The organism is Arenibacter sp. F26102, assembly GCF_023015865.1.
GTDB lineage: Bacteria > Bacteroidota > Bacteroidia > Flavobacteriales > Flavobacteriaceae > Arenibacter.
Map to the genome: position 1 here is coordinate 1 of NZ_JALKBC010000080.1, position 281 is coordinate 281.

The 281-nt window shown below is 50.9% G+C and carries 1 rRNA gene; it reads left to right on the forward strand.

What is annotated here, in order from left to right:
- Positions 1-165 precede the first annotated feature (165 nt).
- A 23S ribosomal RNA gene (locus tag MWU78_RS22350) occupies positions 166-281 on the forward strand; the annotation flags it as partial.

Genomic DNA, 281 nt, shown 5'->3' on the forward strand with positions numbered 1-281 from the left:
GGCCAAAAAGTTCATTGACATATTGGGACAGGGTGCGCAACAGATTCAGGTCTTTGCGTACGCTGAAAAAGAAACACGAAAGTAAAGTAAAGTACAAGTATAAAAGAGAGGGCCCTTTGGACGCTGCCGCGGAAGGGGGGCCCGGTAATAGAATAAAAGGTCTGGCGACAAGCTAGATAAGGGCGTATGGGGAATGCCTAGGCTCTCAGAGGCGATGAAGGACGCGATAAGCTGCGAAAAGCTGCGGGGATCGGCACACACGATATGATCCGCAGGTATCC